Source organism: Nonomuraea sp. NPDC003560, assembly GCF_042878785.1.
Lineage (GTDB): Bacteria > Actinomycetota > Actinomycetes > Streptosporangiales > Streptosporangiaceae > Nonomuraea.
Map to the genome: position 1 here is coordinate 347,781 of NZ_JBIAOF010000009.1, position 24,009 is coordinate 371,789.

Consider the following 24,009-nt stretch of genomic DNA (forward strand, 5'->3'; position numbering starts at 1 on the left):
ATCGTTCTACCTGCACAAGGTGAGAAAAACGTGTGAGCGTCCGCGGCGCCGCTCGGCGGCGCCCGACCGCAGAGCCGTGCATCAGCAGCTCAGGTCACGCTCGGGCAGACGGCCCGTCACCAGGAAGCCGGTGACGGCACGGTCACCGCAGGCATTGCCGTTGGCCAGATACACCCCGTGACCACTGGAGTCCACCGCGATCATCCGGGCCCGCTGCCCGAGCGCCGCACGCATCTTCAGCGCCCCGCTGTAGGGCGTGGCCGGATCCCGCAGATTCTGGATCAGCAGGACGTTGGCCGGACCCCGCGAACCGATCCGCGTGGCCCGCTCGGCAGGCCGGAACGGCCAGTACGCACACGGCCCCAGATTCACCGGCATGCCCGCCGTCAACGGGTAGGCGGCCCGGCTGCGCCGCACCTGCTGCTCGTGCCGGGCGAGCGAGCTCGGCCACTCGACGTCGTTGCACATCGTGGCACCGGCGTGCGCGGCGGTGTTCTGCAGCGCGGCCTGCGGCGGCTGGTTCGGCGCGGGCAGCTCGGCACCGCTCAGCGCGGCCTTCAACAGCCCGGCCAGCATCGGGTAATTCGCCCGCGAGTACAGCGCGTTGAGCAGGGTCTCCCGCAGCAGGTTGCCGGTCAGCCGCTGCTCCGGCTCGGACCCCGGCCAGGCGAGCGGCTCGCGGTCCAGCCGCGCGGCCAGCTCCAGGAACGTCCGGCGCACCGCGGCCACGTCGGCGCCCAGGCCGTAGTCGCCGTCACGCGCGGCCGCCCACGCGCCGAAGTCGGGGAAGGCGTCCTGCACCCCGACGGCGTAGTTGGCCAGCCACTGACGCGCCACCTGGTGCGGATCGGGGTCGTCATTGCTGTCGAGGATCACCCGATCGGTGGTGCCGGGGAACATCGTGGCGTGCACGGCGCCCGCGTAGGTGCCGTACGAGACTCCCCAGTAGGAGATCTTGTCCTCGCCGAGCGCCACCCGGATCCGGTCGATGTCCCTGGCGTGGTTGCGGGTGCTGATGTGCCGGATCAGCGGCCCGCCGTTGCGGGCGCACGCCTCGGCGATCCGGCGCGACCACGCCGCGTTCCCGGCGATCCCCCCGTCGGCGTCGGGGTAGGGCTTCATGCGCGTCAGCGACAGGTCGGCGGGCGCGAGCCCGCAGGAGACCGGCGAGCTCTTCCCGACGCCACGCGGGTCGAACCCGACGACGTCGAAGCGGTCGAGCACGTCCTTGGGCAGCTTCTTCACCAAGGTGCTGGGCCGGTTCAGCCCCGGGCTGCCCGGACCGCCCGGGATGATCAGCAACACGCCACGGCGCACGTCGGGACGGGCCGTCCTGATCCTCGACACCGCCAGCGTGACCGACGGGCCGCCGGCGGCGGAGTAGTCCATCGGCACCTCGATCGTCGTGCACTCCTGGCGGGGATCGACGCCCTCGCCCGGCCGGCAGGAGCTCCACGAGGTGACGGCGGCGTGCGCCGGAGCCGCCAGAAGGGTGGCCGTCAGGGCGGACGCGGACAACAGGGCAAGGGATTTCATCAGCGGCCTCTCGGTTCCGGTGGGGACGTCCACGACTCTGCCGGGTCGTCGATCGCCGAACCAGAGACCTCGTCACCGGCCGCCCGTGACCTCATCACGAAACCGACAAATCACCCACCACCGGAACCAGCACGTCCGTCACCAACTCCCCAGGAGGCGTACACCCCGGATCCGACACATACACCTCCCGCACCGCACCCCTCACCACCAGCCGCCGCTCAGCACACCACGCCAGCACAGCATGCACCGTCAACGCGATCTGGTCATAAGGCCCCACATGAGTCGCCCGCGCGAACACCCCGCCCGGCAACACCCCCACCTCGAAACCCTGACCGACCTCCCTCTCCTCGTCCAGCAACAACGCCACCCGGACGTCCACCACCTCACCCACATCAACCGGAAACAACCCCACCAACCGCACCGGCCCGAACCCCTCCGGCACCCCCGCCACCAACCGCGCCACCGCCGCGGACGTAGCCCGCCCCACATCCTCCAACCCCGCCGCCCGCTCACCCACGAACGCCGCCCGCTCCCCGCCCTGCCGCACCACATCCACCTCAGCCGCCGGCAACCCCACAGCCAGCACCCGCTCCAACGACGCCAGCGTCCGCCGCCGACGCGCCAACTCCACCTCCAACGACACCCGAACCGACTCCAAAGCCCCCACCTCCCCCGACAACACCCGCCCCACCACCGCCAACGGCACATCCAACGACCGCAACAACCCGATCGACAACGCCTCCCGCGCCTGATCGGCCCGGTAATACCGGTAACCCGTCACCTCATCCACATACGCCGGACGCAACAACCCCAACTCGTCGTAATGCCGCAACTGCTTCACACTCAACCGGCCAAGCCGCGCAAACTGCCCAATCGGCAGCAACTCCTCATCCACCACCACACCCACCCTCACGTAACGTCAGACCCATGACCCTGTCCATCGGCCAAGTCGCCAAACTGGCCGGCATCACCGTACGAACCCTCCACCACTACGACGAAATCGCCCTCCTCACCCCCAGCCAACGCACCACCGCCGGCTACCGCCGCTACACCGACGACGACCTCCTCCGCCTCCAGCAAATCCTCCTCTACCGCGAACTCGGCTTCCCCCTCGAACAGATCACCGACATCCTCGACCACCCCCACACCGACCACCTCACCCACCTCCACCGCCAACACCAACTCCTCACCCGCAAAGCCCAACGCCTCCACCAGGTCATCACCAACGTCGAACGCGCCATCCAAGCCCACACCCACCACCTCCCCCTCACCCCCGAAGAACGCTTCGACGTCTTCGGCCACTTCACCCCCGAAGACCACCACGCCGAAGTCCAACGCCGCTGGGGCCACACCGACGCCTCCACCGAAAGCCACCGCCGCGCCGCCGCCTACACCAAGACCGACTGGCTCCAGCTCACCGCCGAAGCCACCGCCATCGACGACGACATGCGCGCCGCCCACGCCCGCGGGCTCGCCCCCGACCACCCCCAGGTCATGGACATCGCAGAACGCCACCGCGCCCACATCACCCGCTGGTTCTACGACTGCACGCCCGAACTCCACCGCGGCCTCGGCGACCTGTACGCCACCGACCCCCGGTTCACCGCCACCTACGACGACCGCGCCCCCGGCCTGGCCGCGTACTACCGCCAGGCCATCCACGCCAACGCCCGCCGCCTCTGACCTGGCTGCTGGGTTTTGATCGAGCAGAATGGATCTTGTCCAGACCCAGCACCTTTACAATGTAGATTTCTAAGCCGGGAGGTCCAGCGCGGCCGCCGTCAGCGCGCGCGCCCGGCGGGGCGAGGTCAACAGCTCCACCGTGTCCGACAACTGGTCCACGCACCCCGCCACCGGCAGCCCCCTGACCAGCGGATCCGTCACCGACGCCATCAGCGCCCGCGCGAACCGCTCCCCGCCGATCACCCGGAACGGCCGGTCGTGGAACCCCCGCACCCCCTCCTCCAGCCGCTCGGTCAGCGCCATGCGGTTCTGCAGCGCCGCCAGCCGTCCGTACGCCGCCGTCAGGCCCTCCTCCCGCTCGCGCCACGACCGCGCCGCCATCGCCGCCCCCAGCGCCTCGCCCAGCTCGGCCGAGCCCGGCAGCCGGGTCAGCGCGCTGCCCAGCCACTTGGTGTACGGCGGGTAGCGGCGCCGCAGCAGCAACGCCAGCCGCATCACCTCCCGCGCCAGCCGCGCCCCCACCACGGCCGACCCCAGCTCGTCCCCCACCTCCGCGCACCGCCCCGGGAACGGCTCCTCCTGGCCGATGCGCTGCCATTGGCAGGCCAGCACGTACCGCCACACGTCCTGCGGATACCAGCGCAACGCCTGCCGGGCCGCCTCCAGCCCCACACCCGGCAACCCGTCGCAGAAGACCTCACCGCCCGTCACCTCGGCCAGCGTCTGCCACGGCACGGACAACCAGTCCAGCAGGGACACGCCCGCACGCGGATCGAACCCGAGCCGCCCGACCAGCCACTCCCCCAGCTCGGCGACCACGACCCCCGGCTGCCGCACCCCGTGGTACTCGAACACGGTGTCAAAACCCCCGAACCGGTCGGGCAGCCCCGCCGTCACCCGCTCCCGTACCGGCTCCACCTGACCGGCGGGCACGAACAGCAGGACCCGCGGCCCCCAGTCGTGGTCGGCCGAGCGGGCCGTGTCGAACGCGAGCACCTCAGACCCCGGGCCGATCAGCGCGGCGCTGTGCCGCACCCCGGGAAGCAGCGGCGCGACGACTTCGCCGTAGAAGGCACGAGAAAGCTCAATACCAGGCACAAAGTTGGACATCACGCCGTCAACTCTGCACGAGCACCGCCCGAACCTCACCCGGTTTTCCCAGCGCCGATGGCAGCGTGGTGACCGACCGGACACGCCAGGGGGAGGGACCCGTTGAGCAAGGTCGTCGCCGACATCTCCGTATCGCTGGACGGCTACGTCACCGGCCCCGACCCCGGCCTCGAACACGGCCTCGGCACCGGCGGCGAACTGCTGCACGCCTGGGCCCGCCGGCCCACCGACGTCGACGCGCGCGTCCTGGGCGGCGCGGTCCGCGCCACCGGCGCCGTCATCATGGGACGGCGCACCTTCGACGTGGTCGACGGCCCCTACGGGTGGGGCGACCCGCTCGGCTACGGCGTGGCCCGCGAGCAGGCGCGGGCCACGCCCGTGTTCGTCGTCACCCACGTCCCGCCCTCAGCGGTACGCCGGCCCGAACTGTTCACCTTCGTCACCGACGGCCCCGCCGCGGCCGTCGAGCACGCCCGCACCGTGGCCGGGGACGGCGACATCGTCTTCATGGGCGGCGCCGACCTGATCGGCCAGGCCACCGACGAAGGGCTGCTCGACGAACTGCGCCTGCACCTGGCGCCGCTGCTGCTCGGCGCGGGCACCCGCCTGTTCGCCCAGGTGCGCCCCCGCCAGTGGGAGCCGGTCGAGACGCACTTCTCCCCCCTGGCCACCCACCTGACCTACCGCGCCATCACCTGACCCGCCGCCTTCGAGCGGGGGGTTCAGCCGGCGACGTGGCAGGCCAGCACCAGGCGCCGGCGGTAGCCGATCCGCTCGTACACCTTGATCGCCGCGGCGTTGACGTCGTCCACCATCAGCGCCGCGCGGCCGTGCGTGGCCACGAGCTGGGACGACATCCAGCCGCACACCCGCTCGGCCAGCCCCCGCCCGCGGAAGCGGGCGGCCGTGGCGACCCCGGCCAGCAAACCCACCGACGGCGCCGACCACGCGTCGGCCGCCACCGCCGCCAGCTCGCGCCCCACCCGCACACCCGCCCAGCGCCGCACCCCGGCCGCGCCCGGCACCGCGTACGACGAGGGCGCGTCCCCGGCCAGCAGCGCCGCGATCTCCTGCTCGGCGTCGCCGTCCAGCCAGCCGACCACCGGCGGCGGGCCGGCGGCCAGTGGTGCGGCGTGCAGGGGCGACGCGTCTGCCTGGCCGGCGCGAGCGCCGGCCGGCGGCCCCTGCAGGCTCATCCAGGAGAACGCGCCGCTCTCCCGCACGCCCTCCAGCCTCGCCGCGACCCGCCGCATCAGCTCCCGCTCGCCCAGCGGCCGGTAGGTGGGCCCCAGCTCGGCCAGCGCGTGCCGGACCAGCTCGGCCGCGTCGTCCGGGTCGCCCCACACCGCCAGCCGGTCGTGCCGGGCGATGCCCGGAGCGGCGGCCACCACCGCCTGCCGTGACGCCCAGGCGCGGGCCTGGGCGCGCAGGTCCTGGGCCGTCCACACGACCAGGTCGTCATCACCGCACGCGGCCCGCAGCGCGCCCGGGTCGCCGAGCCGGTGGATCACAAGATCTCGCCCGGCCGGTACGCGGCGGCCTGCGGGTGCTCGGCCACGACCTGCCCCACCTGCCGCACCACCTCGGCCACCTGCGCGGCGGCCGCGCCGGTGAAGGAGACCCGGTCGGCCAGCAGCGCCTCCAGCTCGGCGCGGTCCAGCGGGAAACGCTCGTCGCCGCCCAGCAGGTCCAGCAGCTCGTTGGACGCGCCCCGCGACCGCATCGCCAGCGCCGCCGCCACCGCGTGCTCCTTGATCAGCTCGTGGGCCTGCTCGCGGCCCATGCCGGCGCGCACGGCGGCCATCAGCATCTTCGTCGTGCCCAGGAACGGCAGGTAGCGGCCCAGCTCGGCCGAGATCACCGCCGGGAACGCGCCGAACTCCTCCAGCACCGTCAGCATCGTCTCCACCAGCCCGTCGAAGGCGAAGAACGCGTCCGGCAGCGCGACCCGGCGCACCACCGAGCAGGACACGTCGCCCTCGTTCCACTGGTCGCCGGCCAGCTCGCCCACCATCGAGGCGTAGCCGCGCAGCACCACGGTCAGGCCGTTGACGCGTTCGCAGGAGCGGGTGTTCATCTTGTGCGGCATCGCCGAGGAGCCGACCTGCCCCTCCTTGAACCCCTCGGTGACCAGCTCGTGCCCGGCCATCAGCCGGATCGTCTTGGCCAGCGAGGACGGCGCGGCCGCCAGCTGCACCAGCGCCGAGACCACCTCGAAGTCCAGGGACCGCGGGTAGACCTGCCCGACGCTGGTCAGCCGCCGGGAGAACCCCAGGTGGGCGGTGACCTTCTCCTCCAGCTCGGCCAGCCTGTCCTGCCGGCCGCCCAGCAGGTCGAGCATGTCCTGGGAGGTGCCGACCGGGCCCTTGACGCCGCGCAGCGGGTAGCGGCCGATCAGCTCCTCCAGCCGGTGGTAGCCGGCCAGCAGCTCGTCGGCGGCCGAGGCGAACCGCTTGCCCAGCGTCGTCGCCTGCGCCGCCACGTTGTGCGACCGCCCGGCCATGACGGTGGCGGTGTGCTCCTCGGCCAGGGAGGCCAGGCGGGCCAGCAGCGCCACGACGCGGTCGCGGACCAGCAGCAGGCTGTCGCGGATCTGCAGCTGCTCGACGTTCTCGGTCAGGTCGCGCGAGGTCATGCCCTTGTGCACCTGCTCGTGCCCGGCCAGCGCGTTGAACTCCTCGATGCGCGCCTTGACGTCGTGGCGGGTGACGCGCTCGCGCGCCGCGATCGAGTCCAGGTCGACCTGCTCGACCACCTTCTCGTAGTCGGCGACCGCGCCCTCGGGCACCGCCACCCCGAGCTCGGCCTGCGCCCGCAGCACCGCCAGCCACAACCGCCGCTCAGCGATGATCTTGTACTCGGGAGACCACAGGCGGGCCAGCCCGGGTGAGGCGTAGCGGGCGGCCAGGACGTTCGGGATGCGCGGCTTGGAAGTCACGTTGGACAAGTCTATTCACACCCCGTCACCCGCACCGCATCCAGCCCGCACCGGCTTCCCGGCGGCCGCGTCCGCCCTCACGCAGGGGCGCTGACCAGCGCCGTCACGCGCCCGGCCGGACGCGGGCCATGTTTCCGCCCGCCCTGGCCGGTAAGTACAGGAAGTCGCGAGGACCCGACCAGAAAGGCATGAACATGAGCACCGACGACAAGATCCGCAACAAGGCCCAGGAGCTCAAGGGACGCGCCAAGGAGAACATCGGCGACGCCACCGACAACGAGAGCCTCCAGGCCGAAGGCCGCGCCGACCAGACCGAAGGCGGCCTGAAGCAGGCGGGCGAGAAGGTCAAGGACGCCGGCAAGAAGGTCAAGGACGCCTTCAAGAAGTGACCGCCGCGGCCTTGGGGGGCGGCGCGGGGGGTCGTCCCGACCTCGCACCGCACCGCCTCCCCCGCTTCCCGGTCGCCGGCCCCCGCTACCGGGCCGGCCGGACCGTCGCCGGAAGCGCGGGCCCCGCGTCGGCTAGCTGTTGCACTCCCGGGACAGGACCTTGCCGGTCTTGGCGTCCGTGCAGGTCTTGCACGTACGGTCCGGGCTCCCCGTGATCGGCTCCTTGGTGGTCTTGCACTCGCGCTCGGTCGACTGCTCCGGCTGCTTGGTCTTCTGCTCGCAGTACTGCTTCTTGTACCCACTGCCCTTCTTGTCGCGGCAGTAGTAGCACCGCTTGTTGCCTTCCTCCAGGTATTTGCACTTGGGCGCGTTACCGGCGGCGCCGCCCGCGGCACAGTCGGCAAGCGCGGCCGACGTGGCGGGCGTGGCGGTGGTGGCGTGGACTTTCTCCCCCAGTGCCTGCGAGGCCATCGAAGGGGCGAGGGCGGCAGCGACAAGGGCGCTCACAGCGCATGCTTCCTTGAACACGTTTCCTCCCACAGGACATCTTCCTCTGGCCCCTCCATCGTGACCCGCCATTACCGGCAACCGTCAAGGCATCCGCCCGGAATTTATTTTCCGGCCTCGAACGCATTTCTCCGCCCGAAACCCCGAATCGCGTTTCCATTACGCAGTCAGCGCCGTCAGGAAAAGCGCCCTTTACTTCGTCGGACTGCTCGTTCGTCCATGAGGCGTTCCCGTCTCAAGGAAGTGGAGGCGCTCGAAGTGTTCCGAGCGCCTCCACGACGACAAGCGGCTACTTATCGGGGACGGCCTGCGCGGTCAACGCGCCGCGCGTGGGGCGACATCCGACTCCCTTGTTCTCCTTGTGCCACACCCATCCGACTTCCACGACGAACGTGCGTTCGGTATGGCACACGATGGAGTGTTCGGCCATGAAGGTGTACTTCATGTCCGCCAGCTTGAACTCGGCGTTCAGGATGCCGTGGAAGTGGTGCCCGAACCGCGTGAGCATGCAGACCCCGATGAGAGGGCTCGTGCTGCATTCAGCCGTGACCTCGGGCTCGCTGCGCTTGACCGTGGTCTTGGCGTTCTCGAGGTTGTTGGTGAGCTTGGTCTCGTGACATTCGCCCGCGATCGAATACTCGACGGGAAGGGAGATGTTGAACTTGTATTCCGGCGAGTTGTTGAAGATCTTGGGTGCGACGTCGGTCGCGATGTCACTCCCGAGATTGAGGGACTCCTGCAGGAAACACCCCTTGGCGATCACCTCCATCCCCTTCTCCTTCTTGGTGCCGAACAGCGCCTTCTGCATCGCCAGACCGAACTTCGTGTTCCAGTACTTACCAGAGTTCGGGTAGGCGAAGAACATGTTCTCGAAGGGACCCACGGCCCACCACTCGTGAGCCTTCTTCCTGCCCCAGTCCACCGGCTTGGACCACTTGGAATACACCGACGACCGTACGTACCAGTTCTTGATACGCAGGCTCTCCACCTGCTGGCAGTAGATGTCGTACGGATTGGCCCGGCAACCTCCGGGGCCGGCAGCGGCCCCGCCTGCGCCCCCCTCGGAGACGCCGCACACTTCCTCGACCGTGCCGTCAGGATTGACGACGCCGGAGCATGGGTCATGCCCGTCGCTCGTGTCCTCGTAGTTCGGCAGAGGAACGTCGATGATGGTCAGGTCACCGCAGCGGTCGAAGACGAAGATCGAGAGCGTGGATTCGATGCCTTCGACGACACCGGCCGCGCCTGTGGCGGAACGCGCCTGACCCGCGCTCACGGTTGAACTCTTCTGTTCGGTCCAGGTTCGCTTCACTTCCGTGGTGACCTTGACGGTTCCATCGGGCATGGCCTGGATCACCGGGTTCAGCAACTCGACTGCGGAGCCGTCGCGGGTGACGCCCCTCCGCTGCATGTCTTTCAGATTGTGATCGAGCTCATCGTTGAGCAACGACAGCTTGGCCGTGGCAGGCGCCTCGGGGGTGACACCAGGGGCGTCCCAGACGGTCGCGGCTTCTCGTTCAAGGACGACATCCTGCGCCTGGAAGTATGCCTTGATGCGGTCGCCGTATTCCTGCGCGCCAGAGCTCGCGGCGGCGGTCTTCGTGCCCGCGGCTTGGCCTGCCGCCGAGAAGGGCTCCAGGACACACGTGCTTCCTGGTGCCGGAGGCGGCGGGACGGCCTTGGTGGTAACCGTGGCGGCTTCCCAGCCGCTGGTACCGAAGGCTGTCTTCGCGCGCACTCGGACGGTGTAATTCTGCCCGTTCGTCAGGCCGGAGACAGCCGCGTAGGGCTCCTTCGCCTCAAGTGTCTTGACCACGGCTCCACCGTTGTCGAGCACTTCGACGTCGTACCCGTCCAGCAGGGCGACGCTGCCGTTGCTCTCAGGCAGGCCCCAACTGGCGACGGCGCTCGCGTCGCCACCGGAGGCCACCAGGTTGAGCACCTTTCCGGGCGGCCCGGCCGGCAGATAGGTGAGGGTGAGCGAGGGCTGCTCGGCTGCCGCGACGTCCCCGAACGTGATCACCTCATCCTTGTTCGAGGTCAGCATCAGCCACTGGTAGACGCTGCTCGCGATGTCACTCTGTGGACCGCTCAGTGGAAGCGTGTACGGCGCGACGTCGGCATCGGCATCAGCGGCCAGATCTGACCCCTTGGTCTCGCCGGTGACCGAACTCTGCAACGGCGTCGCCGTGACAATGGCGTCGGCCGGACACGTACCCGCCGGGCAGACGGGTTCACCGAGCTTGAGGACGGCTTCCGTCACCATCGATCCCGGAGGGAGCTCGTCGAGCTTGATTTTGACGACCGCTACGGTCTTCTCGGTACCGGCGCCCCCTATGTGCGCCGTGGTCGAGTCGGTCACCGTGCACGGCTGGCCGTCGCAGGCGGCCGGGTCGGTCTTGGCCGACTTGATGACGAAGTTGTCCTTGCCCAGGGTCAGGTGCCGCACATCCTCCACCGGGGGCGGCGGGGGCGTGCCCGGGGTGGTGAAGGAGACCGGGGCGGTCTTGGAGGTGCAGACCTCCTCGAGCATCGGGGTGGTCGGCGTGGTGGGGTCGGTCGGCGTGGTCGTCGGGGTGGGGGTGGGCGTCGGGGTCGGGGGCGCGCCGATCGGGATCTGCATGTCCGACTGGATCTCGGCGGCGGTCTGTGCGCGGTTGTAGATGCGCAGTTCGTCGATCGCGCCGCCGAAGTACTCGCCCCAGTTGGTGTTGGCGCCGATCTGCAGGGCGCCGCCGGAGTCCTCCAGAGCGCCGACGGCCTTCTGCGCGACCTGTTGCCCGTTGACGTACAGGCGGGCGGTGGTGCCGTCGTGGGTGACCGCCAGGTGGGACCAGGTGCCGGTGGGGAGCGCCGCCGTGCCGTCGACCTGCTGGTGGGCGCCGCCGGAACGCAGCCAGCTGCTGGGGGCCGTGCCGTTGGAGGCGTACAGGCCGTAGCCGACGCCGCCCGTGTAGTCCTTGAAGGCGACGCTGCGCCAGCCGCTCAGGCTGGTCGGGTTGATCCACGCGGACATGGTCATGCCCTGCGGCAGCACGAGCGAGGCGTTGTGCGGGACGAACACCTTGCTGGACGTGCCGTTGAAGGACAGCGCCTGGCCGAACTTGCCGGTGGTCCAGGTGGCGTTCTGGGCGGAGCCGGCGTTGTTCCTGCCCGAGATGTCGCCGACGCTCGTCCCGGTGCCCTCGTTCATGCCGTAGGCCGCCACGAGTCCCTGGGGAGGCGGCGTGGGGGTCGGTGTCGGTGTCGGTGTGGGGTTCGGCGTCGTGGTGCCGCCCTGGCCGACGGCGCAGGCCACCATCTGCCACTTGTAGGTGGTGCCGGGCTGGACCGTGTTGGCCGGGATCTGGAAGGAGGCGCGTTCGCCGCCGCTGACGTTCCGGGTCCCGAGCGGAGCCGATCCGACCGGGGTTCCGGCGTTGTCGTACAGGTAGTACTTGGCGGTCACCGGCCCGCCGGAGGGGCGGTTGACCATGCCGGACAGGATCGGCTGGACAGGGTCGGCCATGCCGGTCTCGGTGTCGGTGGGCAGCGTGGCCGCGTCGGAGGTGATGCGGTAGGCCGGGCTCTCGTTGCACGACGGCGGCGTCACCCCGGTCCGGCACGCCTTGACCACGAACTTGAAGCTGGCCGGATTGTCCAGGGAGAAGATCCTCTCCGGCGTCTGGCCGGCCGGCACGCCGTTGTTCGTCGTGGTGCCCGGAGCGGTGACCATCGTGCGCAGGTCTGACGGTGACAGGACCCGCTGGTAGGCGTGGACGTCGTCGATCGCGCCGGTGAAGGGCGTGTGACTGCCGGCGATCTGCCCCTTGCCGAACTGGAAGGCGCCGCGGGCGTTCCAGTTCGCGGTGTGATCGCGTTCGTCGGCCAGCTCGCCGTCGACGAACAGGCGGATCTTGTGAGCGGTCTGGTCGTACTGGACGGCCACATGGCTCCATCGGCCGACCCGGGCGATGTTCTTGGAGACCGCCCACTGTTCGTAGATCCGGTCGGGGATGTCCTGGGTGACCATGGTGAGCACCCACCGCTGATCGACCTCGGGAACCGTGGAGCGGGCGTAGGCCAGGGTGAAGGCGGGCTGGTTGACGCCCTGCTGGGAGAAGACCACCTGGTCGTCGGCGCTGTCCTCCAACTTGACCCAGGCCGTCACCGTGTAGCTCTGATCGGTGTTGAGCACCGGCCCGGCGGTGGCGCCGGTTCCGCCGGACAGCTTGAGAGCCTGGCCCACCTGCCCCGGGACGCGGCTGTAGTTGCCGGTCAGGGTGGCGTTCAGGTTGTGGCCGGAGGCGTCGGCCGCGCCGGCTCCGGACGTCTCGTCCAGCTTCCAGTAGGCGGCCTCGCCGGTGGGGAGCTGCGCGGGCGGCGGCGCCATGGTGGAGTCGTTGACGCTGACGGTGTAGTCGAGCGGGGTGGCCTCGGGCACGCTGGACTTGTAGGTGACCTTGACCGCGGTGGAGCGGGCGATGGCGTCATTGCCGCTCAAGGAGTCGATGGACTCGGCGGCCACGGTCGGGATCTCCGGCGGCAGCACCCAGTCCACGCTCAGCCTGGGCACGTTCTGGTTGTAGGCCTGAGGCCAGAAGTCGAAGTTCTCGCTGGCGTTGGAGGCGGGGGTGGTCTCGGTGCCCAGTTGCAGCATCAGCCCGTGGTTGGGGGTGCCGCCGGCCCAGGCCTGAGCCATCGCGGTCAGATCCCAGCTCCACACCGCCCCGGCGGTCTGCGGCTGGATGCACGGATTGATCGAGGAGCGCCCGTCGGGGGTGGTGGCGGGCTGCCTGCTCCAGAACGTGTCGTCGGCCACCCAGGCTTCGGTGATCCGGTGCGCGAAGATCGACTGGTAGTTGACCAGGCAGGAGCTGGCGTTGGCCCGCAGGGTCAGCTGCATGGTGGCCTTGAGCACGTTCCGGTTGGCGATCGACGTGGTGTCGAAGGCCATCAGCGCCCGCAGCGTCTCCGGCCTGTCGGCGCACGTCTGGTTGGGCCACGTCCCGGTGCAGTACCGGTAGTTCTGGCGGCCCACCCTGCCCGGCGCGATCTGGGAGTTGGGCGACATGATCCCCACCTCTTGGGTGACGCCCAGAGTGGTGGTGGGATCAACGGTCACCGGGTACCGGGTGGCCGGGTCGGCCAGCCAGGCCGGGTCCGGCTTCAGCACCAGGACGGTCCGGCCGTCCTTGGTCTCCACACTCGTCCTGACCTTGGCCTCGCGGCCCGGCCGGCCGTCGGCGGCGTCGGCCGCGGCGGCGTCCCACATCCGGGGCGCCGGAGCCGACAGGGCGGTCTTGCCCTTGCTGTTCTTCAGCGCCAGCCCGCCCCCCTTCGACATCGAGAGCGTCAAGCCGTCGGTCTCCACCGGCAGCCGGAACTCCACCGGCTTCGTGGGCCGCTCACGCAGGACGACGTCATGCCGGAACCCGGTGGGCAGGGCCGTGGCCACGAGATCGGCGCCGGGCCCGGCGGCATCGGCGTACCGGGCCTTGTCGCCGGTGATCTCCGGGCGTGGCAGCGGCGCGCCCCAGGACAGGGCGACCCGCTGCTTCCCCTCACGTGCCAGCGAGGCGAACGGGCCGTCGCCCCCCAGCGAGAAGCTCACGTCGGCCTTGGCCAGCTTCGGCTTCAGCACGCCGTCCCGCTCCACCAGGCTCGTGTCGATCCGGCCCCAGCCGCCATCGGCCTGTTTGAGCTGCACCGGCCCGTCGTAGGCGTGGGTGGTCAGGTGCCCGTCGGGATAGGCCCACACGCGGGCGGACTCGGTGAAGGCCGCCTCCACCGGCACCGGCTGCCCGGTCCTGCGCGCCTGGGCCACCGCCGCCCGCAGCGGCGCGTCCGGATCCTCCGGCTGGGGGAAGGTCGTCATCGACGGAGGAGCGGGGGTCGCGGTCGGAGCCGGTTCGGGATCGGCCGACGCCACCGTGGCGCCGGCCACCAGCAGCGACGCCGCCACCATGAGCGTCGCGGCGACGGCGAGGCGCCTGGGCGGCTTCCCGCTCACCGTTGCCGCGCTGACTAACTTGTTCACTAACACTCACAATCTGTGCCGAGTCGGATTAGCAAACAAGATTTACCTACGGTCAAGATCGCCAGGCAACAAGATCAGGGATCACAATAAGGTAAACATAAAATCTGTAACGGCCGCCTTCTCCGGCACGATATACCTGGCCGAATTACTGGTAATTGCCATTCTCACAACACGCGGAGTGGCAAGGCGATCACGCCTGCAAAACCCGCCCGCCACGGCGCACTGTGGTGCCCGCGTCCCCCATAACCACCACAGCCCAGCCCGCTGTGGACCAAATGAACACGTTGCCGCCCGCAGACCACACAAATTACATATGAAGCACCTGGCCCCCGCGCCAGAAACACCGAATTCCCGCAACGAAAGGAACGGCGCATGCCCCATGCCGACGGAACACACCGCGACCGCCGCAATCTCCTCCGCCGGGCGGCAGCAGTACTCAGCACGCTCCTGATGAGCGCCTGTCTCGTGGCCGGCGCCACGACCCCCGCGCACGCCGCCGGCGGCTGCGCCGACAGGTCGCAGAACGGCTGGACCATCCGGCTCTGCGCCAGCAAGAACGGACTCGACCTGATCTCCGACATGTACGTCATCGCCAAGGGACAGACCGGCAACGGCTGCCGAGGCGAAGGCCACGCCACCTCATCCGGCCAGCCGATGGGATACCTCGACCTCACCGGCTGCGCCAACATCGCCGTCAACGCCCACTACGTCATCGCCTCGCAATGGGCAGTCGGCGGCGCGCAGGTCACCACCCGCGCGGTCATCTTCGAGAGCCTCTACCCCTTCCGCACCCTGTTCGACCAGAGCGCCTCCTTCACCGACGTCTGACGGCCCGACCCCGAACGGCCGGATGCCCGGCACGAGGTGAGAAACCTCGCACCGGGCATCCACGACCCCACCCGGCCCCGGCGCCGCATGAGGTCGGCGCCGGGGTGCTCCGCTCACGACGTCGGCGTGAGGACCTTGGCCTCGTGCTTGGGCGCGGACGGCTTGCGCCCCATCCGCTCCTTCACCCGCTCCACCACCGTGTACAACGTCGGAACCAGCACCAGCGTCAGAAGCGTCGAGGACACCAGGCCGCCGATCACCACGATCGCCAGCGGCTGCGAGATGAACCCGCCCGAACCGGTCACCCCCAGCGCCATCGGCGTCAGCGCGCAGATCGTGGCCACCGCCGTCATCAGGATCGGCCGCAACCTGCGCCTGCCGCCCTCGATCACCGCCTCGACCACGCCCAGCCCCTGATCCCGGTACTGGTTGATCAGGTCGATCAGCACGATCGCGTTCGTCACCACGATGCCGATCAGCATCAGCATGCCGATCAACGCCGGCACGCCCATCGCCGTGTCGGTCGCCACCAGCAGACCCACCGCGCCGGTCGCCGCGAACGGGATCGACACCAGCAGGATCAGCGGCTGGACGAAGCTCCGGAACGTCGCCACCATGATCATGAACACGATCGCGATCGCCGCCAGCATCGCCATGCCCAGGTCGGAGAACGCGTCCGCCTGGTCGGCCGAGGCGCCGCCGATCTCGTGCCGGGCGCCGGCGCCCAGCGCCACCGACTTCATCTTCGTCGTCAGCTCCTGGGTGACCGTGCCCAGATCAGACGCCTCCACCTTGCCCGACACCGTCGCAGAACGCTCACCGTCGATCCTGGTCACCTGCGTCGGACCGGCCACCTGCTCCACCTTGGCCACCGACGACAACTTCACCAGCCCCGCCGCCGTCGGCAGCTTCAGGTCCTCGATCGCCTTGACGTCCTCGGGCGCATCGCCCCCGCGCAGCACCAGGTCGCTGCTGCGGCCGTCCAGGGTGATCTGACCCAGCGGCGCGCCGCGGAACGCCTGCGCCACCGCCTGGCCGACCTGCCCCTCCGACAACCCCTTGGCCGCCGCCTTCTCCCGGTCCACCGCGACCTCGATGCGCGGCGCGCTGGCCTCCAGGTTCGACGACAGGTCACGCAGACCCTTCACCTGGCCCATCGCACCCTTGACCGCCTCGGTCGCCGTGCGCAGCGACTCGGCGTCGGGCGCCTGCACGATCACGCTCACCGTGTCGGAGGAGAACCCGCCCCCGCCGGCGCCGCCGACCGTCACCTCGCCGACCCCGGACAGACCGGTGATCTTCTCGCGGAGCTGCTGCTCCACCGTCGCCGGCTCGGCGCCGTCCTTGACGGTCACCGAGAACGACGCCCGGTCCGCGCCACCGCCCACGCCGCCCTGCATGGCGTTGCCGCCACCCACGTTGACCTGGTACGTCTCCACACCGTCCAGCCCCGACAGCACGCCCTCGACCTTCTTGGCCGCCTTGTCCGTCGTGGCCAGATCGGTGCCCACCGGCATTTTCTGCGTCAGCGAGATCGTGTTCTGCCCGGAGGAGTCCAGGAAGTTCGTCCGCAGACCGCCCGCCAGGCCCATCGTCCCGACGAACACCGCCACCCCGATCAGCACGGTCACCAGCTTGAACCGCGTGGCGAACCGCAGCACCGGCAGGTACGCCCGCTGCAACGGGCTGCGCAGCTCCTTGGCCTCGGCCTCCTCACGCTGGGCCCGCGCCTGCTCCGGCGACAACGACGGCGCCTTGAGGAACCAGTACGCCAGCACCGGCACCACCGTCAGCGACACCACCAGCGAGGCCAGCAACGCCACCGCCACCGTCACCGCGAACGGCCGGAACAACTCACCGACCATGCCGCCCACGATCGCGATCGGCGCGAACACCGCCACCGTCGTCAGCGTCGAGGCCGTCACCGCCCCCGACACCTCCCGCACCGCGGTCAGGATCGCCTGCAGCTTGGCCTCGCCGTAACCCAGATGGCGCTTGATGTTCTCCAGCACCACGATCGAGTCGTCGACCACCCGGCCCACCGCGATCGTCAGCGCGCCCAGCGTCAGCATGTTGAGCGAGTAGTCACCCGCCCACAGCGCCAGCAGCGCGATCACCACCGACAGCGGGATCGACACCGCCGTCACCAGCGTCGAACGCACCGACAGCAGGAACACCAGGATGACCAGCACCGCGAACGCCAGCCCCAGCAGGCCCTCGGTGGTCAGGTTCTCGATCGACTCCTCCACGTACGGCGCCTGGTCGAACACCACCGACACCTGCGTGTCGGAGGAGTCGCCCAGCGACCGCGTCAGCTCCGGCAGCTTCTCGCGGATCTCGTGGGAGATCGTCACCGCGTTGCCGTCGGGCGTCATCGTCACCGACACGCCAAGGCTGGTCTTGCCGTCGGTACGGGTGATCGTCGAGGCGTCGGCCAGGCCGCGCCTGATCTCGGCCACGTCACCGAGCTTGACCGGCTTGAGCGGCTTGGGCCGCGCCACCTGCTGCGGCAGCGCCGCCCGGCCCGTCTGGGCCGGCTGCCCGGCCTGCGGACGGCCCTGCGCCTGCCCCGGCGTCTGGGCCGGGGACTGGGCCTGCTGCTGGGCGGGCTGCGCGGGGGTCAGGTACAGGTTCTTCAGCTTCTCCAGCGAGTCGACCCGCGACCCCACCTGCACGGTCAGCGACCTGCCGTCGGCGGTCAGCGACCCGGCCGGGATCGGCGTGCCGTTCGCCTTGAGCACCTCGGGGATCTGCGCCGCCGACACCCCGGCCAGCGCCATCTTCTTGACGTCCGGCTCGATCGTGACGACCTCGTCACGAGTGCCGGTGACCGTCGCCTCGCGCACCCCCTCCACGCTCTGCAACTCCGGCACCATGATCCGGCGCAGCTTGTCGGCCATCGCCCGCTCGTCGCCGCCGTCGCCCACCGCCAGCACCAGCACCGGGATGTCGTCGGTGTTGCCCGCCACCACCTGCGGATCGACGCCCTGCGGGAGCGTGATCCTGGCGACGGCCTGCTGCATCTTGTTCAGCGAGGCCTCGATGTCGGTGCCGTACTCGAAGGCCACCTGGATCTGGGCCATGCCCTCCTTCGACGTGGAGGTCATCTGCTCCATGCCGGGGATCCCCTGGAAGGAGTCCTCGATCGGCTTCGTCACCTGGTCTTCGACGATCTCCGGCGAGGCGCCGGGGAAGGGCGCGATGACGAACGCGCCCGGGAACGCCAACGACGGCAGGAGCTGCTGCTTCAACTGCGGAATCGTGAACGCGCCGAACGCGGTGATCACGACCGCCACCAAGATCACAAGACTGCGGTTGACCAGACTCAACCGGGCGAAAGCGGTCATAGGCTCCCCTCCAAAGTTCGCCCCAGACTAACACTTTGCCTTATACGAATATTTAGCCTGATCCAGCTTTCCTGATAACCTTCTCAGGAAGCGAGAGGTGAGCGTGAGCGACGACCGCGAAGACCTGATCCGCCGGATCACCGAGACACAGCGCGACCTGGGAAGACTGTTCACCCGGCAACAGTCCCCCCTGTTCAGCTCCAACCTCACCATCCGGCAGCTCCGCGTCGTCATGCAGCTGTCGACGCACGGCTCGGCCTCGGGCCAGGACCTCGCCCACACCCTCGGCGTCAGCCTCGCCACCGTCACCGGCATCGTCGACCGCCTGGTCGCCCAGGGCCTGGTCAGCCGGCACGAAGACCCCAACGACCGCCGGGTGCGCCGGGTCGAGCTCACCCCCGCCGGCGCCACCCTGATCGCCGAGATCAACGACGCGGGACTCAGACACTACAAGCGCATCATGTCCCACCTCGACACCGAGACCCTGCGCGCCCTCGACCACGCCACCCGCCGCATCCGCGAAGTCGCGGACAAGCTCTACAACGAATGACCCGCCGGAGGCGCTCCCGATCGTTGTCGCTTTTTCGGGGAATTACGGGTGAACGTCACCAGCCCAGCGGCTTTACATTGTAGATCTCAAGCGGGACAACATCGACGGCAGCTCGCCCTCATGGGCCACCGTCAGCCGCCGCGTCGCCCGCGTCACCGCCACGTACAGGTCGTGGCCGCCCATCGGCGACTGCTCCAGGATCCCCGCCGGATCGACCACCACCACCCCGTCGAACTCCAGGCCCTTGGCCTGCGTCACCGTCAGCACCACCACCGGCGCGTCCAGGTCCGCCGACCCCGGGAACAGGGCCGCCACCCGCGCGTGCAGCCCGTCGGGGGTGATGACCCCCAACCGGCCGCCCTCGCCCCGCGCGCCCAGCTCGGCCCGCTCCGCCGCCACCAGCGCCGGCAGCTCGGCCACCGCCGCCCGCACCGCGCGCGGCTCGTCGCCGCCGTCCCGCACCGACTCCGGCGGCTCCTGCCCCGGCGCCACCGCCGCCAGCACGTCGGCCGCCACCCGCATGATCTCCACCGGCGTGCGGTAGTTGACCAGCAGCCGCTCCTCCCGCCAGCGCCCCTCCAGGTAGGGATCGAGCACCTGCGCCCACGAGCGCGCCCCCGCCGCCGACCCCGTCTGGGCCAGGTCGCCCACCACGGTCAGCGACCGCGCCGGGACCCGCCGCACCACCGTCCGCCAGGCCATCGGCGACAACTCCTGCGCCTCGTCCACGATCACGTGCCCGTACGCCCACGTGCGGTCGGCCGCCGCCCGCTCGGCCGTCGTCAGCCCCGCGCCGTCGTCGGCCTGCCGCTCGGCCAGCACGTCGGCCCGGTCGAAGACGCCCTCCTCCAGCAGGCCGGTGGTCTCCAGCACCTCGCGCGCGTACAACTCCTGCTCGGCCCACTCCTCCCCCGCCCGCCGCGCCGCCACCCGGTCGGCCGAGTCGTCGTGGCCCAGCAGCTCGGCCGCCTCGTCCAGCAGCGGCACGTCGCCGACCGTCCACGGCGACTCGCGGGGCCGCACCAGCGGCGTCCAGTCCAGGCCCGGCGGGCACACCGACCACAACGTGTCCGGCGCGGACAGCAGATCGGCGACCAGCTCCTGCGGCGTCAGCTCCGGCCACAGCTCGGCCACCGCGCGCCGCACCGGCTCCTCCCCCCACAGCCGCTCGGCCGCCAGCGCGATGTCCGTCTCGTCCAGGTCGCCCTCCAGGTCCAGCGGCTCGGCCAGCTCCGGGTCGTCGACCGCCAGCTCCTCCAGGTGCAGCGACTCCTCCAGCGCCCGCGCCTCCGCCCTGGCCAGCTCCTTCAGCAGCTCGGTGACGTACAGCTTGCGGGCCATGTTGTGCGGCAGGCGCACCGCCCGCGCCCGATCGCGCAGCCGCACGCACACCGCGTGCGGCACACGCAGCCGCAGCCCGTCGAGCTCCACCTCCAGATCGCCCGCGGGCACCCGCTGCCGGTCGGCCACCGCCGCGGCCACCACCTCGGCCATCCGCAGGTCGCCCTTGACCACCGCGGCCGCCGGCGGATCGGCCGCCACCGCCCGCACCCCCGGGAACAGCTCGCCCACCGTGGCCATCACCACCTGCGTCTCCCCCAGCGCCGGCAGCACCTGCCCGATGTAGCGCAGGAACATCGGGTTGGGACCCACCACCAGCACCCCGCGCCGCTCCAGCGTGTCGCGGTGGGTGTAGAGCAGGTAGGCGGCCCGGTGCAGCGCCGCGACGGTCTTGCCGGTGCCCGGCCCGCCCTGCACCACCAGCGCCCCCTGCAGGCCCGCTCTGATCACCCGGTCCTGCTCGATCTGGATCGTGGCCACCACGTCGCCCATCCGGCCGGTACGGCCGCGCCGCAACGCCGCCAGCAGCGCCGCCTCGCCCACCAGCGTGCGCCGGTCGCCGTCGGACATGCCGTCCAGGTCGAACACCTCGTCGTCGATGCCGACCACCGTGCGGTCCTTCAGGTGCAGATGGCGGCGCCGCACCAGGCCGCCCGGGTCGGTGGCGGTGGCCACGTAGAACGGGCGCGCGGCCGGGGCCCGCCAGTCGATCAGCACCGACTCGTGGTCCTCGTCGCGCAGCCCGATCCGGCCGACGTACGTGCTGACGCCGCCGGAGTCGTCGATCCGGCCGAAGCACAGGCCGCGCTCGACCGCGTTGAGCTGGGCCAGCCGCCGCGCCTGCTCGGAGGCGGTCACCTCGCGCTCGAACCGCGCCTGCCGGGTGCCCAGCGCGCCGCCGCCGGCGTACACCTGGCGCAGCGTCGCCTGCGCCCGCTCCCTGGCCGCGTCGAGCCTGGCGTACAGCCACCGGACCGTACGCTGCTCGCTGTCAAGGGCTTCCGCGAGACCATCTTGACGATTAGCCATTCCCTGCTATACTCCTTTACGGGAGCTCTGTGGAGCCGCTTCTCGTATTGTCGAGCTCACGAGCTTAGCCCTCCTTCGCCGTTCCGGCAACCGACGCCGCCCGTCCGCGTTCCCGCGGCTGGTGCTAGCTTGAGCGGTCGTGTCGGACTATCTACACGACCTGTTCTCCCTGCACGGCCGCCGCGCGCTCGTCACCGGCGGCAGCTCCGGCATCGGCCTGGCCATGGCCGAGGCGATCGGCCGGGCCGGAGCCGAGGTCGTCCTCGCCGCCCGCAGGCCCGCCGAGCTCGACCGGGCCGCCGAGCGGCTGCGCGCCCACGGCGTCACCACCTCCGCCGTCAGCGCCGACCTGCACGACCGGGACGACCTGGCCCGCCTGTGCGCCGCCGCCGGAGAGATCGACATCCTGGTCAACGCCGCCGGCAACAACATCCGCAAGCCCATGGCCGAGCTCACCCCCGGCGACTACGAGCAGACCATCGCCGTGCACCTGACCGCCCCGTACCTGCTCGGCCAGCACTTCGGCCCCCGCATGGCGGCCCGCGGCAGGGGCCGCATCATCAACGTCGGCTCCCAGCAGTCCATCAGCGCCTTCGGCGACAGCGGCGTGTACGGCGCGGCCAAGGCCGCCGTCGCCGGTCTCACCCGCTCGCAGGCCGAGGCGTGGTCGGCCCACGGCGTCTGCGTCAACACGATCATCCCCGGATTCGTGCTCACCCCGCTGACCGAGCCCGCCCAGGCCGTCCCCGGCCGCGTCGAGGAGCTGGCCGCCCGGCACATGACCGGCCGCAACGGCGTGCCCGCCGACTTCGCGGGCGCGGCGGTGTTCCTGGCGGGGGACGCCTCGGCGTTCGTCACCGGGCAACTGCTCTTCGTCGACGGCGGCTTCTCCGTGCACTGACGGCTGCGGTTGCCCCGGCCCCACGCCTTTACGTTGTAGATCAGATGCGCCGGCGGGCGCGGTAGGCGCTGGCCTTGGCGCGGTTCTGGCACGACAGGCCGCAGAACCGGCGCGAGGCGTTGCGGGTGGCGTCGAAGAAGACCAGCTCGCACGCCGCCGCCTCGCACGTGCGCAGCCGCACCCCCTGGCCGACGCCGATCACCATGGCCAGCGCGGTGGCCGTGTCGGCCGCCCAGGCGTCCACCAGGCCGGCGGCGGGCCCGTGGAAGGCCAGGACCGGCGGGTCGCCGTGCAGGTTGGGCACCGCGCCGTGCCGCAGCAGGGCCCGGTTCAGCACGGCCGGCGCGGCGGGGCTCGCGGTGAAAGCGGGCCGGAGCTCCTCGGCCACCCCGGCCAGCCGGTCGGCGTCGGCGCCGGTCAGCGCCCTGCTGGGGGTCCATCCATGCTGGACGAAGGCGGCGTCGAGGGCGGCGCGCCGGTCGGCCGGCGGCCCGGCGGGACGACCACGCACCTGGGTGACGGCCAGTTCGTTGACCAGCAGCACGGCCAGATCCACCCACCTACCGACATAACTGTCTATCTGGGACTGGCCGGTGATGCGCCACACGTCTGTCGTCACCGGCGAAGCCTACCTAGACAGTGAGGTCGGCGAGGGTCACTCGAAGCCGGGGGCGGGCTGCCACAGGCTGATCTCGGTGCCCTGGTCGTCGGTGCAGGAGCAGCCGCGGCCGGACTTGCTCTCGTACACCTCGCCCGTCGTGCCGCCGAGCTCGCGCACCCGTTCGACGGCGGCGTCGATGTCCTCGACGTGGTAGTAGAGGTTGGGCTGCGCGGACCGGCCGCCGGCGCGCAGGCCCATCGGCACGTCGGTGTTGGTGACGTGCAGGTAGCGCTCGTGCTCGCGCCTGAACTCCCAGCCGAACAGCGGCCCGTAGAAGGCCGCCGCGCGCTCCAGGTCCTCGACCGACAGGGTGTAGTAACCCAGCTGGACACTCATGCACGTCTCCCCGCAACAATTGCCGTTATCGTTAAGCATCAACACCATAACGGAAGCAGGCAAAGATTAACAACGACGTTAACAATCTGGACGCCACGCTGGCCGCCCTCGCCGACCCCACCCGGCGCAAGGTGATCGACCTGCTGCGCGAGGGCCCGCGCCCGGCCGGCGAGCTGGCCCAGGCGGTGCGGATGAGCGCCCCCGCGCTCAGCAGGCACCTGCGCGTGTTGCGGGCCGGCGGCCTGGTGCGGGCGGAGGCGGGCGGCGACGACGCCCGGCTGCGGCTCTACACCCTGCGCCAGGAGCCGTTCGCGGCGCTGCAGGCGTGGCTGGACCAGGTGCAGGCGTTCTGGGCCGAGCAGCTCGGCTCGTTCAAGGACCACGTGGAGCGCGGGCGGTGAACGCCGTGCGGGCGGCGGTCGTCGTGCCGGTCGATCCGGCGACCGCGTTCCGGATGTTCACCGACGAGATCGACCAGTGGTACGTGCGCGGCCGCCACAGCTGGGTCGACCCCGCCCGCGCGGTGGCCATCCGCTTCCAGGACGGCTACCTGCGCGAGCTGTGGGACGACGGCGGCCACGCCGACCTGGGCCGGATCGTGCACTGGGAGCCGCCCCGCCGCCTGGTCTGGGCCGACCTGCTCAACCCCGGCGGCCGGATGGAGATCGAGGTGGCCTTCACCGCGGTCGAGGACGGCACGCGGGTGCTGCTCGAACACCGCGGCCTGGACACCCTGCCGCCGGACGTGGCCGGGCGCATCCGCCGCGGCTACTCCTGGAACATCGTGCTGGGCTGGTTCGCCGCCCGATGGACGCGGGCGTGATACGCGGACGT

Annotated in this window: 19 protein-coding genes; 8 read left to right on the forward strand and 11 right to left on the reverse strand. The window is 70.7% G+C overall.

Annotation, left to right across the window (positions count from 1 at the left end):
• Positions 1-81: 81 nt before the first annotated feature.
• Positions 82-1,536: an alpha/beta hydrolase gene (locus ACFYUV_RS32875; RefSeq protein ID WP_387675281.1), complete on the reverse strand. Its 1,455-nt coding sequence runs from the start codon at positions 1,534-1,536 to the stop codon at positions 82-84.
• Positions 1,537-1,630: 94 nt separating this feature from the next.
• Positions 1,631-2,434, reverse strand: coding sequence for a MerR family transcriptional regulator (locus tag ACFYUV_RS32880; protein ID WP_387675284.1), 804 nt, complete (start codon positions 2,432-2,434; stop codon positions 1,631-1,633).
• A gap of 29 nt (positions 2,435-2,463) precedes the next feature.
• On the opposite strand from ACFYUV_RS32880, the gene ACFYUV_RS32885 reads away from it, so the two are divergent.
• Complete coding sequence (locus ACFYUV_RS32885; RefSeq protein WP_387675287.1) at positions 2,464-3,219, forward strand: MerR family transcriptional regulator; 756 nt, start codon at positions 2,464-2,466, stop codon at positions 3,217-3,219.
• 69 nt (positions 3,220-3,288) lie between these two features.
• Here the strand turns inward: ACFYUV_RS32885 and ACFYUV_RS32890 are convergent, their stop codons facing one another.
• Positions 3,289-4,329, reverse strand: coding sequence for a DUF4037 domain-containing protein (locus ACFYUV_RS32890; RefSeq protein WP_387675289.1), 1,041 nt, complete (start codon positions 4,327-4,329; stop codon positions 3,289-3,291).
• A 102-nt stretch (positions 4,330-4,431) separates the two neighbouring features.
• Between ACFYUV_RS32890 and ACFYUV_RS32895 the strand changes: the two genes are divergently transcribed.
• Positions 4,432-5,028 carry a dihydrofolate reductase family protein gene (locus tag ACFYUV_RS32895; protein WP_387675292.1) on the forward strand — a complete coding sequence of 199 codons (597 nt, stop codon included), beginning with the start codon at positions 4,432-4,434 and terminating at the stop codon, positions 5,026-5,028.
• Between the two features lie 23 nt (positions 5,029-5,051).
• Here the strand turns inward: ACFYUV_RS32895 and ACFYUV_RS32900 are convergent, their stop codons facing one another.
• Complete coding sequence (locus tag ACFYUV_RS32900; RefSeq protein ID WP_387675295.1) at positions 5,052-5,840, reverse strand: GNAT family N-acetyltransferase; 789 nt, start codon at positions 5,838-5,840, stop codon at positions 5,052-5,054.
• Positions 5,837-7,267 carry an adenylosuccinate lyase gene (gene purB, locus ACFYUV_RS32905; protein WP_387675298.1) on the reverse strand — a complete coding sequence of 477 codons (1,431 nt, stop codon included), beginning with the start codon at positions 7,265-7,267 and terminating at the stop codon, positions 5,837-5,839. Before purB ends, ACFYUV_RS32900 begins: the two co-directional genes overlap by 4 nt.
• Positions 7,268-7,461: 194 nt before the next feature.
• Here purB and ACFYUV_RS32910 point away from each other — a divergent pair, with 194 nt between their 5' ends.
• A complete protein-coding gene (locus ACFYUV_RS32910; protein ID WP_352350685.1) occupies positions 7,462-7,656 on the forward strand; it encodes a CsbD family protein in 195 nt (64 codons plus the stop codon).
• Between the two features lie 132 nt (positions 7,657-7,788).
• Here ACFYUV_RS32910 and ACFYUV_RS32915 read toward each other — a convergent pair whose 3' ends face one another.
• Positions 7,789-8,127, reverse strand: a complete 339-nt coding sequence (locus ACFYUV_RS32915) for a hypothetical protein (protein WP_387675301.1) — start codon at positions 8,125-8,127, stop codon at positions 7,789-7,791.
• Positions 8,128-8,452: 325 nt separating this feature from the next.
• Positions 8,453-14,182, reverse strand: coding sequence for a LamG-like jellyroll fold domain-containing protein (locus ACFYUV_RS32920; RefSeq protein WP_387675304.1), 5,730 nt, complete (start codon positions 14,180-14,182; stop codon positions 8,453-8,455).
• Between the two features lie 450 nt (positions 14,183-14,632).
• Here ACFYUV_RS32920 and ACFYUV_RS32925 point away from each other — a divergent pair, with 450 nt between their 5' ends.
• The gene (locus ACFYUV_RS32925; protein WP_387675307.1) at positions 14,633-15,010 is read left to right on the forward strand and encodes a hypothetical protein; all 378 of its coding nucleotides are present in this window, start codon (positions 14,633-14,635) and stop codon (positions 15,008-15,010) included.
• Positions 15,011-15,123: 113 nt separating this feature from the next.
• Here ACFYUV_RS32925 and ACFYUV_RS32930 read toward each other — a convergent pair whose 3' ends face one another.
• Entirely contained in the window at positions 15,124-18,357 is a 3,234-nt protein-coding gene (locus ACFYUV_RS32930) for an efflux RND transporter permease subunit (RefSeq protein WP_387675310.1), read from the reverse strand.
• Positions 18,358-18,454: 97 nt separating this feature from the next.
• On the opposite strand from ACFYUV_RS32930, the gene ACFYUV_RS32935 reads away from it, so the two are divergent.
• Positions 18,455-18,907 (forward strand): MarR family winged helix-turn-helix transcriptional regulator, encoded by a 453-nt coding sequence (locus ACFYUV_RS32935; protein WP_387675313.1) that lies wholly within the window; start codon positions 18,455-18,457, stop codon positions 18,905-18,907.
• 72 nt (positions 18,908-18,979) lie between these two features.
• Here ACFYUV_RS32935 and ACFYUV_RS32940 read toward each other — a convergent pair whose 3' ends face one another.
• Entirely contained in the window at positions 18,980-21,277 is a 2,298-nt protein-coding gene (locus ACFYUV_RS32940; RefSeq protein ID WP_387675316.1) for a HelD family protein, read from the reverse strand.
• Positions 21,278-21,416: 139 nt separating this feature from the next.
• Between ACFYUV_RS32940 and ACFYUV_RS32945 the strand changes: the two genes are divergently transcribed.
• Positions 21,417-22,178 carry an SDR family NAD(P)-dependent oxidoreductase gene (locus tag ACFYUV_RS32945; RefSeq protein WP_387675320.1) on the forward strand — a complete coding sequence of 254 codons (762 nt, stop codon included), beginning with the start codon at positions 21,417-21,419 and terminating at the stop codon, positions 22,176-22,178.
• Between the two features lie 40 nt (positions 22,179-22,218).
• Here ACFYUV_RS32945 and ACFYUV_RS32950 read toward each other — a convergent pair whose 3' ends face one another.
• Positions 22,219-22,797, reverse strand: coding sequence for a CGNR zinc finger domain-containing protein (locus ACFYUV_RS32950; protein ID WP_387675323.1), 579 nt, complete (start codon positions 22,795-22,797; stop codon positions 22,219-22,221).
• A gap of 36 nt (positions 22,798-22,833) precedes the next feature.
• A complete protein-coding gene (locus tag ACFYUV_RS32955; protein ID WP_358286640.1) occupies positions 22,834-23,175 on the reverse strand; it encodes a VOC family protein in 342 nt (113 codons plus the stop codon).
• Between the two features lie 98 nt (positions 23,176-23,273).
• Here ACFYUV_RS32955 and ACFYUV_RS32960 point away from each other — a divergent pair, with 98 nt between their 5' ends.
• A complete protein-coding gene (locus ACFYUV_RS32960; RefSeq protein ID WP_364390571.1) occupies positions 23,274-23,576 on the forward strand; it encodes a metalloregulator ArsR/SmtB family transcription factor in 303 nt (100 codons plus the stop codon).
• Positions 23,573-23,998, forward strand: a complete 426-nt coding sequence (locus tag ACFYUV_RS32965) for an SRPBCC domain-containing protein (protein WP_387675327.1) — start codon at positions 23,573-23,575, stop codon at positions 23,996-23,998. The genes ACFYUV_RS32960 and ACFYUV_RS32965 overlap by 4 nt, the downstream gene beginning before the upstream one ends.
• The last annotated feature ends 11 nt before the right edge of the window (positions 23,999-24,009 follow it).

What these genes read in the sequence shown, in the direction of transcription:
- ACFYUV_RS32875 (WP_387675281.1), bottom strand. Translation starts at nt 1,536, where the DNA reads ATGAAATCCCTTGCCCTGTTGTCCGCGTCCGCCCTGACGGCCACCCTT.
- ACFYUV_RS32885 (WP_387675287.1), top strand. Translation starts at nt 2,464, where the DNA reads ATGACCCTGTCCATCGGCCAAGTCGCCAAACTGGCCGGCATCACCGTA.
- ACFYUV_RS32890 (WP_387675289.1), bottom strand. Translation starts at nt 4,329, where the DNA reads ATGTCCAACTTTGTGCCTGGTATTGAGCTTTCTCGTGCCTTCTACGGC.
- ACFYUV_RS32910 (WP_352350685.1), top strand. Translation starts at nt 7,462, where the DNA reads ATGAGCACCGACGACAAGATCCGCAACAAGGCCCAGGAGCTCAAGGGA.
- ACFYUV_RS32915 (WP_387675301.1), bottom strand. Translation starts at nt 8,127, where the DNA reads ATGGCCTCGCAGGCACTGGGGGAGAAAGTCCACGCCACCACCGCCACG.
- ACFYUV_RS32925 (WP_387675307.1), top strand. Translation starts at nt 14,633, where the DNA reads ATGAGCGCCTGTCTCGTGGCCGGCGCCACGACCCCCGCGCACGCCGCC.
- ACFYUV_RS32930 (WP_387675310.1), bottom strand. Translation starts at nt 18,357, where the DNA reads ATGACCGCTTTCGCCCGGTTGAGTCTGGTCAACCGCAGTCTTGTGATC.
- ACFYUV_RS32940 (WP_387675316.1), bottom strand. Translation starts at nt 21,277, where the DNA reads ATGGCTAATCGTCAAGATGGTCTCGCGGAAGCCCTTGACAGCGAGCAG.
- ACFYUV_RS32955 (WP_358286640.1), bottom strand. Translation starts at nt 23,175, where the DNA reads ATGAGTGTCCAGCTGGGTTACTACACCCTGTCGGTCGAGGACCTGGAG.